The sequence below is a fragment of the Anaeromicrobium sp. genome, assembly GCF_025210435.1.
Taxonomy (GTDB): domain Bacteria; phylum Bacillota; class Clostridia; order Peptostreptococcales; family Thermotaleaceae; genus Anaeromicrobium.
In genome coordinates this window covers 52,632-63,185 of sequence record NZ_JAOART010000087.1, presented here as the reverse complement: position 1 = coordinate 63,185, position 10,554 = coordinate 52,632, and the positions used below count along the sequence as shown (strand labels likewise).

The window sequence follows — 10,554 nt, the reverse complement described above, 5'->3', positions numbered from 1 at the left end:
TATGATAAACTAACTTATATAACACTCCTGTAATTTTTTCTCCTTAAAGGTTTTGTCGCTAATAAGGATACTATAAAATTGCATAAGGGTGTTATATTTTTTTAATTTGAAATTATTGGAATTAACTTTTGACTGTCCAGTATATATGTTATCCTTTTTTACTGTTATTAAAAAATCCGTAGTCATAACTATATCTCGCCCACCAACTGAGGGGTGCCTAATATTCAACTCCTCTGCTATTAGTTTTGTAGTCTCTAATGATAATAAGGGAAACTGTTCTCTGATTTCTACAACATTACTATCAAAAATTTGCAATAAGTAAAAGTAGTATTCTAAATCACTTAGAAAATGATATATCCTCTTGTGTTTGACTCCAAGTACTCTATGTTTCCTTCCCCTTGAAGGGACTTCGTGTACTTTTATCCAAGGAATATAATTAATACCTCTACCTAAGCCTCTTTTTTCTTTTAATCTACATATATCGCTTTTTCCATGTCTAGACATAATAGATACCCTCTTTGCATAATTACTGTATTATTAACTATTAAAATACAAAATATAACATAAATGTTTTTTTCTGTTATATTTATGACTTAATTAATGTATTCACATTAAATATATCCTGTTATTACTATCTACATAGTTGCTTATTAATTAGAACCTCCTTCTTATGTAAAAGTGAATAATTATATAAAAAGAAGTATAAATTTGTTGCTAGAACAATTTTATACTTCTCTCCATTTTGACAAAGTTAACTTTCTCTTTAAGTCAAATTTATAAATCTATTCATATATTGTTAATAATTCAAAACTTTAAATTTTATTTTTTTCCATTTGGTAAGTTCTCTTTGTGTCTACTATCGAATCAATATAATTTTTAGTCTTCGGCATTTTAATTAAATCATTTTTAACTGGTGATCTGAATTCTGGTCTTAATTGACCTAACAAGTATTTATTAGTTATTCTTCTGCGACTGCTATTTCTAGTAATACGTTTATAAATCTCTTTTAATTCTTCTAAAATAATATTATCCCTTTCCCCCCAATCTACTCTAAGCTTCTTATTTATATTTCTTTCTTTAGATTCAAGTGGTCTAGGCATATTACTATCAAACCATTCTTTGTCATTCATATACAACCAATTGAAAGGTTTTCGTGAAGCTCTTTTTATCATTTCTCTACAAGATTTAGGATTATTTTCTATATAATCTAATATTAATTCTCTATATTTAAACTTGTACTTATTTATATAATTTGATCTCATTTTTCTATTAGGTAAATTTTCGTTAATCCAATCAATATTATTATTATATAACCAATTATATTGTTTTGGTAAGTTTTCTCTAAGCTCACTTCTGTTACTATTAGGATTCTGTTTTAGATATTCTAATAGTTCTGATTTATACTTTCGAACTTTATCATAAAAATCATCTTTGCACAATTCATTCCTGATTGGTTTAGGCATATTTTCCTCAAACCATGTTCTATCATAAACCTTAATTCTCTTATATTCATTTGCATAAGAATTTATTATTTGATTTCTATTGCAATTTGGAGTATTTATAATGAAATTAAGAATTTTTCTTTTCGACTCATTTAATAATTTTTCATTTATTGATTTATTAGTTGATGATTTTGGCGCATTCTGTTCAAACCATTCTCTATCATTTTTACGAAGCCATCTATATTCAATTCTTATTTTTTTAGAAAGGTTACTCCTGTTAGTATTAGGAAATTTACTTATAAACGCCTTCAACGTATGCCTATACTTACTTCTTTTTTCATTGAAGTTTTTTTCTTTTACACTTTCTTCTTCATCATACCTTTCTTCAAAAAAGGCTTTTATATCTCCAACTAAAAATTGTATAAATAATATATGTCTAATAGGTTCAATTACGCCTGCTGTTTTTCCAGATATTCTACTTAACCAATTATTATAAATATGATGAGAATATTCAATTTGGCAATTTAATTCTAGTAGCAGTTTATGAGTAAAATAGCTTGTGAATTGCTCATGTAAATCTTTATGTTTTATGCAACCTCTTCTGTCTATTAAATCTTTTTGTTCCATAAAAAATCTATACTTTTTGTGAATTTCTAGTTGATTAAAATGACTCAAATCTTTTTTTAATAAATAATCAAATGCATTTGCTATATTTAGCAACTCTTTTTCATAGTTGCTATCTTCTTCGTAATGTATTTTTAAGTCAAGAAAATTGTAATCACAATCATAGTATTTTCCAACTCCTATTAACTTTAATTCTTTTTCATATTCAGTTAGTAAACATTTATGTTGATTACAAATATTTACTCCTGGTATTTGATGTATCCTGTGAAAATATGACTCTCCAAATCTTTTATAATCTTGTTTCGCACATATTGGACAATAAAATAAGTGTCGCCTTTTAAGATGTTTTTGAGTAGACATACCTACAAACCCAAAAGTTTTTGATCTTTCTTGACCTTTCATTATTCTTATAATTTTTCTCTGAGTTTGTATGGGAACAAAAGGGAGATAACAATTATATAAGGTATTGTTTTTAATTATTGATTCACTAGTGTAATTGATTGAATTTGGTAATTTTGATACTACTAAATCTAAATTATTCGGAAAATCTATTTGAGTTCCTTTAGACGACTTATTAAATAAATCCTTATAGGTAGATTTAAAGTATACATTTCCACAATGCTTATGGTATCTAGCTATCACACTATAGAAAATTTCCTCAGGATATATTCTTGGAAAATATTTTAACATGTTATCCCCTTTCATTAGCACTTATTTAAAGGATTGAAGTTTAGTAAATTTCATACTATTTATATCCATTTTTAGACCAGCATATAACTACTTAGTTTAAATTTATAATATATAATTAGAATTTGTAATTTAAAACTCATACTACAGAATGTGACCATTTTTTTGCATTAATAATTTTAATGTTTTATAGATTAAGCTTCCCTAAATAATTTTAATCAATGGTTCTAATATTAATTTTTTCTATGATTTCAATTACTACACACTAAAAAAATTCTTATGAAGTATTTCCTTCATAAGAATTTTGAAATTTGCAAGTTTAGTTTGCAACTATATTAAACAGTTTACGGTTTTATTAAACAGTTTACAACTTTATTAAACAAACACAACTTTACAACTGTATACAACCTTGTTCCTCCATAGTGCTCAAGGCCTTAATGGCTCCGAATTTACTGTGCTCATATGTAAGTCCACCTTGGAAATATACTATGTAAGGTTCCTTAATTGGTGCATCGGCACTTAGTTCTATAGATGATCCTTGAACGAAGGCTCCTGCTGCCATGATAACTGGTGAATCATATCCTGGCATTTCCCATGGTTCTGGCTTTACAAATGAATCCACTGGTGCGGCCCCTTGTACACCTTCACAAAAGGCCACTACAGCCTTTTCACTACCAAGTTTTATTGCCTGTATTATATCACTTCTACTCTCATGCCATTTAGGTGATACTTCATATCCTAGCTTGTCATATAGCTTTGAACAGAATATGGCTCCCTTTATGGCTTCACTTACCACATGGGGTGCCATGAATAATCCTTGGAACATACTTCTTGTCATGCCAAAGGTAAGGCCACATTCCTTTCCTATTCCAGGAGATGTCATTCTATATGAGATAGTTTCTATTAAATCTTCTCTCCCTACTATGTATCCTCCTGTTAAAGCCAACCCACCACCAGGGTTTTTAATTAGTGATCCTGCCATCACATCTACACCAACCTCAGTAGGTTCTTTTGTATCTAAAAATTCTCCGTAGCAATTATCCACCATACAAATCACATCTGGTTTAATTTCCTTTGCAGCTTTTACAACTTCTTCTATATCACTTATAGTAAGGGCCTTTCTCCAATCATACCCTGTAGATCTTTGGATATATATCATTTTAGTTTTTTCACTTATTAATGACTTTAATTTTTCTATATCTACATTTCCGTTCTCTTTAAAATCCACTTGTTCATATGTAATTCCAAATTCCTTTAATGATCCACCATACTCTCCTCTGATTCCTATTACTTCCTCTAGGGTATCATAAGGCTTTCCTGTGGCAGAGATTATTTCATCCCCTGATCTTAATATACCTGTTAAACATAGGGTAAGGGCATGAGTACCATTAACTATAGTAGGTCTAACTATAGCATCTTCACAATTAAATAATTGTGCAAATACCTTTTCTATAGTTTCTCTTCCCATATCATTGTATCCATATCCTGTATTCCACTGAAAATGTGAATCACTTACTCTACACTCTTGAAATACCTTTAATACTTTATATTGATTAAATTCCCTTATTTTATCAATGTCTTTTAATCTATCTTTAATCTCATTTTCCACTTCATTACTAAGATTAAGTACCTTCTCTGATATGTTCATATGTTCTATTAAATAGTCTTTAGTACTTCGTAACATTTAATCACCATCCAAAATAGTTTTTCCTATGTATTTTATCACAAGAAATCATATGTCGCAAACAGGTTTTCACATTGTTAAAACCAATTCTTTTCTTTGCTGAAATGTTAAATATATTTATTTTAGGATAGGTCCTTATGATTTCTTTCATCAAATTATTATCATGTATCTTATCTGTTTTATTTAGTAAAATTAAATATTTATCCTTAGTAATACCATAGTCTATTATATATTTATCTATACCTTTAAAAGAAAAATCTGTAGCATCAATAATATGAATTATTATATTAGCATCTATTAAAGCATATAGGGTCTTTGTTCTTTCTCTTCTCCTCTCCCATTTATCTATTCCTGAGTCAATACTCACACTATCTATCAAATATATCTTTTCACTTTTAATACTTATCTTATAATTTGTTAATCCCTTTTGTGTGAATATTTCATTTTTTTTGTTTTTAGGATTTATAAATTTAGAAAAATTTTTGCAAAAAATAGTTTTACCACTTTTATCCTTTCCTATAACTATGCACCTAACCATCCACATCCCCCTGATTAATGTCGTCTTTTCTTATATATAAAAGATCCTCTACTCCATATTTATTACTCTTTTTTAATCTCACCGCTTGATTTCGTATTGAAGCTTCAATTATATTTCTTACCATTCTAGCATTACCTATATATCTATCTTTTCTATAGTTTTTCTCAATAATATCCTTAATTTTATTCTTAGCACCAAGGGATAGTTTGTATTCCCTATCTTTAAGCATTAGTTCGCCGATACTTATTAATTCATCCAAATTATAGTCCTCAAATTCTATTTGAATAGGAAATCTAGATTTAAGTCCTGGATTACTTCTCAAAAAGGCATCCATTTCTTCTTTATATCCAGCTAATATTAATATGAAGTCTTCCTTGTTATCTTCCATTCCCTTAACTAGTGCATCTATAGCTTCCTTTCCAAAGTCCTTTTTTCCACCTCTACATAGGGAATAGGCCTCATCTATAAAAAGTATACCTCCTTGAGCCTTTTTCACATGATTTCTCATTTTTATGGCTGTATGACCTATATATTCCCCTACTAAGTCAGCCCTCTCTGCCTCTACCAAATGTCCTTGTGATAAAACTTTCATCTCATGAAATACTTCTCCCAAAATCCTAGCCACCGTAGTCTTTCCCGTACCAGGATTGCCCTTAAATATCATATGCATAACTATCGGATCACTTTTTAATAATTTTTCCTTTCTTATTTTTTGCACCAAAGTTACAGCTATTATCTCTTCTACTACCTTTTTAACTCTTTTAAGACCTATTAATTTATTTAACTTTTCTAATGCCTTTTTTTCCACCCCATCTCTCTTTTCTCTTTTCTCTTCCTCCATAAGCTTTATGAAAAAATCCTCCATTGAAATTTGTCCCTGCCTATATTTATTTATAATGATTTCCTTTCTTATCAAATCCATCACCTCAGGAATAAAGTAAGCCTTATTAAATTTTTATTTTTCAAAATAGATAAATATTCTATTCTTATAAAGTTAAAACTAATAAACTTAAAAAGAACAGCTCAAAAGAACTGTTCTTAAATAAATAATCTATTTCAATATTATTTTATCTTTAGGTATGATTTTTAATTTTTTCTAGTAATTCATTTTTCTTCTCTAACAGTCCATGGACTTCGTTTATTAAAAAATTGTCTTTGCCATGTCCCTTCTCTACAAAAAACATAGATATGGCTCCCAAGCCAACATGGGTTCCTACAGCAACACCCATTTGCATAATAAAAATATCACCCGTAAAGTCACTTTCTCTCTGAATTTTTATCCTTAAATTTTCAGCATATTTCAAATCGGAAGTATATCCAATTATTATAAAATCAGTAATATTACTATCATTTCTTTTCATAAACTCATCAACATAGTGTTTAAGTACTTTTTTTCTTCCTCTCTCCTTAGCTACAATTGCACCTTTTCCCTTTTTCATTGTCATTATAGGTTTAAGTTTTAAAACTTTACCTAAAAATGCACTTACATTTGTAAGTCTACCACTTTTAATTAAATGATCTAAATCATCCACAGAAAGAAAATGCTTTACACTTGTTTTATAGGTTTCATTAAATTCAATTAATTCTTCAAAGGTAGCCCCTAGATCTCTTAATCTAGCACTTTTTAGAATCAGCCACCCACTGCCGTGACTCATGGATTTTGAGTCTACAATGTGAATCTTTACAGTTGAATTTGGATTTTCTTCAAAATAACAATCTTTAGCAATTATAGCAGACTGATATGCACCACTTGTACCGCTCGACATACAAATACATAGTACCTCTGTGTGGCCCTTTTCAATAGCATCCTTCATTATATTAATGTATTCGGTAGGACTTGGCATTGAAGTACCCGGTTCTTCATCTAAATCCTCAATAATGTTATAAAATTCGTCAGCTTTAATATCGATCTTATCCCTATAAGTCTTTCCTTCTATGTTGATAGTCACAGGAGCTATACTAATATCATACTTTTTTATAATTTCCTGGGATAAATCGCATGTTGAGTCAGCCATAATCTTTATCATCTATATCCTCTCCTACTATATATTTTTCTGTTATCTTTCTTTCATTTGATTCTATCTAAAATAGTTTTTCTATGCATTTTATCACAAGAATCCTCATGTAGCAAATAAATTTTTATAGGGTTAAAATTAATATGAGCAAAAACATATATTTATAGGGTACATAGACCCTCGTTCCGAAAAAAAGAGATAGACTTAAAAAATCTATCTCCTAGCCATTTATATTTTTATTTTATCTTTTTTACTTGTTATCTTCCCTTCTATCTTGCATGAATGCTACTTTTCTAGCTGGTATTATTGTGGATACAGCATGTTTATAAATCATATTTTGCTTTCCGTCTCCCTCTAATACGATTGTATAGCTATCAAAACCTTTTACTAAACCCTTTAATTGAAATCCGTTCATTAAAAATATAGTAATAGGTACATGTTCTTTTCTTACATGGTTTAAAAATATATCTTGTAAATTTATGGCGTTTTTCATTAGTTTTACCCTCCCAGAATTTTATATGGCTACTAATTTATATTCTACATTAACTCTAACTTTCCTTCTATATATTTAACAATATCTTCCTTTAGGTCTTCTTTACCATCATATTTATTTATATCAAACCACTGCATTTGATCATATCGTTTAAACCAAGTAATTTGTCTTTTAGCATATCTTCTAGTGTCTCTCTTTAGTATATCTACAGCCTTTTGCAATGTATATTCGCCCTTTAAATACTTTATTATCTCCTTATATCCTAACCCTTTCATAGATATATTATCCACATCAAGATCAAGTTTCATAAGTTTTTTAACTTCATCCACAAGTCCCATTTCCATTAGTATGTCTACTCTTTCATTTATCCTATTATAAAGTTCTTCCCTATCTCTAATAAGACCTATAAGGCAATAATCATATTCTTCATTTGGAACTAGGTTAGATTTAAACTCTTTTATTTTATCTCCACTCTCATAATATACTTCAAGGGCCCTAATAACTCTTTTTAAGTTATTTGCATGTATTCTCTTTGCTGCTTTATCATCTACTTCTTTTAATTTATTATGTACATATTCATTTCCAAATTCCCTTGCCTCAGCTTCTAATTTTTCTCTTAATTCTTTATTTTGACTAGTAGATGAAAAATCTATATTATATATGATTGAATTAACATAAAGGCCTGTTCCTCCCACGATCATAGGAATCTTTCCCCTAGATATTATTTCATCTATATATTTTTTAGCAGACTTCTGAAAATCAGATACGGAATAATTTTCTCTAGGATCTATTTCATCCATTAGGAAATGGGGAATTCCCTGTCTTTCTTCCATGGTAGGCTTTGCACTACCAATGTCCATCCCCTTGTATATTTGCATAGAATCTGCTGATATTATTTCACAATTCAATTCTCTTGCTATTTCTATGGAAGTTTCAGTTTTTCCAACAGCTGTTGGTCCTACTATAATTATTAAGGGCTTTTTCATGTTTAAACTCCTTTATTTTCTCTTAAATTTTCTCTCTATTTCATATTTCGTCATAGATATTACTATGGGACGTCCATGGGGGCACGTATATGGATTATCTGCCTTTGACAATTCATCCATCAATCTTTCTATCTCCATATCCATTAATTTATCATTGGCCTTTATGGCATTTTTACATGCCATGGAAATCACCTTTTCTATCTTTGCATCATAGGAACTAGATATATGCTTAAAGGATTCTGCCACCTCTTTGAAAAAACTCTCTGCTTCTGGTTTTCCAAAAATAACAGGCACAGATGTTATTCTAAAGGTATTTTGTCCGAAATCTTCTAATTCATATCCCAAGTTTTCAAATACATGGATAAATTCTTTTATGGTTTCATACTCATATATGCTAAACTCTACTAAAATAGGAACTAATAGCTTTTGAGTTAATGGATTTTGACTTTTATATTTTTTTAAAAACCATTCATACAATATTCTTTCGTGGGCTGCATGCTGATCTACCAAATACATTTTATCTTTTCCTTGTCCTATTAAGTAGGAGTTAAATAATTGTCCTATTATTCTTATATCCAATATGGTCTCATCTTCATTTTTTTCTATGAAAGACTCTTGTATCTCATCTTTATGAGTATCCATAAAAATTGTAGGTAAAATCTCTTTTTCCATATTTTCTTCTAGTTTTTCTTTTATATTCTCTTCTATATTTTTTTCTATTAATTTTTCTACTTCTGGTTCCTTTTCTATAACTTGAACATGATTTACCAAACTATTTTCTTTCTCTAGTATTGGTTCATACTTTACTTTTTCTTCTTTAACTATTATTTCAGGTTCTATTATATTTTTTTCCATAGTTTTGACTTTATCTATTTCATTTTCCTGTAGAATTGGTGTTATATTCACTTCTTTAATATTTTTTATAGGATTTATTATATTCTTTTTAGGTTCTTCTTTTTTTATCATGTTACTTATATTTTTAGGATTTTCTATTTTACTTTTGATTATAGGTGTATTAATTATATTTATTTTAGCCTCTTTTCTTATCTTTTCCTCTTCCCTTATTTGAGGAATTAGACTTTTACTAAAAAGCCCTTTTTTAAGGACATAACTAATACCTTTTTTAACATTTTCATCATCTTTAAACCTTATTTCAGTTTTAGCAGGATGTATGTTTATATCTATTAAATTAGGATTCATATGCACATAAACAAAACAGATGGCATGTCTATTTATAGTTATTAATGTTTTATATGCATCAGATACTGCCTCTGATATGGTTTTAGATTTTATATATCTTTGGTTTACAAAAAAAGTCTGTAATTTTTTATTACCCCTAGTAACACTAGGTTTACATAAAAAACCTTTTACAATAATATTATCTACTTTTTCTTCCACCTCTATTAAGTTTTTAGCTATATCTTTACCATATATACTAGCTATGTTATTAACTATATGCCCATTACCATTAGTTACAAATACTACCTTATCATTATTAATAAGTCTAAAGGATATATTAGGATAAGCCAGTGCTAATTTACTAACTATATCTATAATATAGGAAGTTTCTGATCCATTTGATTTCATGAATTCAAAACGAGCAGGTACATTATAAAATAGATTTTTTACCAATATGGTAGTTCCACCAGGTGCTCCCACTTCATCATTAGAAATGAGTTTTCCTCCGTGAACTACTACCTTTCTTCCCACATTATGATCCTTACTTTTAGTTATTAATTCTAATTGGGATACGGCAGCTATACTAGCTAAGGCTTCGCCCCTAAAACCAAGGGACAGTATACTACTTAAATCCTCTACTTTTCTTATCTTACTAGTGGCATGCCTTTCAAAGGCAACTTCCACATCATCAGGATGTATACCTATACCATTATCACTTATTCTTATATAGGATTTTCCTGCATTTTTAATCTCCACAGTGATTTTATTACTCTTTGCATCTATGGAGTTTTCCACCAATTCCTTTATAACAGAGGCAGGCCTGTCCACCACCTCACCTGCCGCTATTTTATTTGCTATTATCTCATCTAATCTATTAATTCTTCTTTCCATATTCTCACCCTTATT

9 protein-coding genes are annotated in these 10,554 nt (G+C 29.1%); all 9 read right to left on the bottom strand.

The annotated features are described in order from the left end of the window. Positions 1-9: 9 nt before the first annotated feature. Positions 10-504 (bottom strand): TnsA endonuclease N-terminal domain-containing protein, encoded by a 495-nt coding sequence (locus N4A57_RS10725; RefSeq protein ID WP_293657992.1) that lies wholly within the window; start codon positions 502-504, stop codon positions 10-12. A gap of 308 nt (positions 505-812) precedes the next feature. Beyond that, a complete protein-coding gene (locus N4A57_RS10720; protein ID WP_293657991.1) occupies positions 813-2,756 on the bottom strand; it encodes a TnsD family Tn7-like transposition protein in 1,944 nt (647 codons plus the stop codon). A gap of 388 nt (positions 2,757-3,144) precedes the next feature. Beyond that, positions 3,145-4,437, bottom strand: a complete 1,293-nt coding sequence (locus N4A57_RS10715) for a methionine gamma-lyase family protein (RefSeq protein WP_293657990.1) — start codon at positions 4,435-4,437, stop codon at positions 3,145-3,147. Positions 4,438-4,441: 4 nt separating this feature from the next. After that, complete coding sequence (rsgA, locus tag N4A57_RS10710) at positions 4,442-4,975, bottom strand: GTPase RsgA (protein ID WP_293657989.1); 534 nt, start codon at positions 4,973-4,975, stop codon at positions 4,442-4,444. Next, complete coding sequence (locus N4A57_RS10705; RefSeq protein WP_442863858.1) at positions 4,968-5,897, bottom strand: AAA family ATPase; 930 nt, start codon at positions 5,895-5,897, stop codon at positions 4,968-4,970. Before N4A57_RS10705 ends, rsgA begins: the two co-directional genes overlap by 8 nt. 151 nt (positions 5,898-6,048) lie before the next feature. After that, positions 6,049-7,002, bottom strand: coding sequence for a DegV family protein (locus tag N4A57_RS10700; protein WP_293657987.1), 954 nt, complete (start codon positions 7,000-7,002; stop codon positions 6,049-6,051). A 238-nt stretch (positions 7,003-7,240) separates the two neighbouring features. Continuing rightward, a complete protein-coding gene (hfq, locus tag N4A57_RS10695; RefSeq protein WP_293657986.1) occupies positions 7,241-7,483 on the bottom strand; it encodes an RNA chaperone Hfq in 243 nt (80 codons plus the stop codon). A gap of 44 nt (positions 7,484-7,527) precedes the next feature. Continuing rightward, positions 7,528-8,469: a tRNA (adenosine(37)-N6)-dimethylallyltransferase MiaA gene (gene miaA, locus N4A57_RS10690; RefSeq protein ID WP_293657985.1), complete on the bottom strand. Its 942-nt coding sequence runs from the start codon at positions 8,467-8,469 to the stop codon at positions 7,528-7,530. 12 nt (positions 8,470-8,481) lie between these two features. Further along, positions 8,482-10,539, bottom strand: a complete 2,058-nt coding sequence (mutL, locus tag N4A57_RS10685) for a DNA mismatch repair endonuclease MutL (protein ID WP_293657984.1) — start codon at positions 10,537-10,539, stop codon at positions 8,482-8,484. Between the last annotated feature and the right edge of the window lie 15 nt (positions 10,540-10,554).

Coding starts and splice junctions, on each gene's coding strand:
- N4A57_RS10700 (WP_293657987.1), bottom strand. CDS start 7,002: ATGATAAAGATTATGGCTGACTCAACATGCGATTTATCCCAGGAAATT.
- miaA (WP_293657985.1), bottom strand. CDS start 8,469: ATGAAAAAGCCCTTAATAATTATAGTAGGACCAACAGCTGTTGGAAAA.
- N4A57_RS10705 (WP_442863858.1), bottom strand. CDS start 5,897: ATGGATTTGATAAGAAAGGAAATCATTATAAATAAATATAGGCAGGGA.
- N4A57_RS10725 (WP_293657992.1), bottom strand. CDS start 504: ATGTCTAGACATGGAAAAAGCGATATATGTAGATTAAAAGAAAAAAGA.
- rsgA (WP_293657989.1), bottom strand. CDS start 4,975: ATGGTTAGGTGCATAGTTATAGGAAAGGATAAAAGTGGTAAAACTATT.
- N4A57_RS10720 (WP_293657991.1), bottom strand. CDS start 2,756: ATGTTAAAATATTTTCCAAGAATATATCCTGAGGAAATTTTCTATAGT.
- mutL (WP_293657984.1), bottom strand. CDS start 10,539: ATGGAAAGAAGAATTAATAGATTAGATGAGATAATAGCAAATAAAATA.
- N4A57_RS10715 (WP_293657990.1), bottom strand. CDS start 4,437: ATGTTACGAAGTACTAAAGACTATTTAATAGAACATATGAACATATCA.
- hfq (WP_293657986.1), bottom strand. CDS start 7,483: ATGAAAAACGCCATAAATTTACAAGATATATTTTTAAACCATGTAAGA.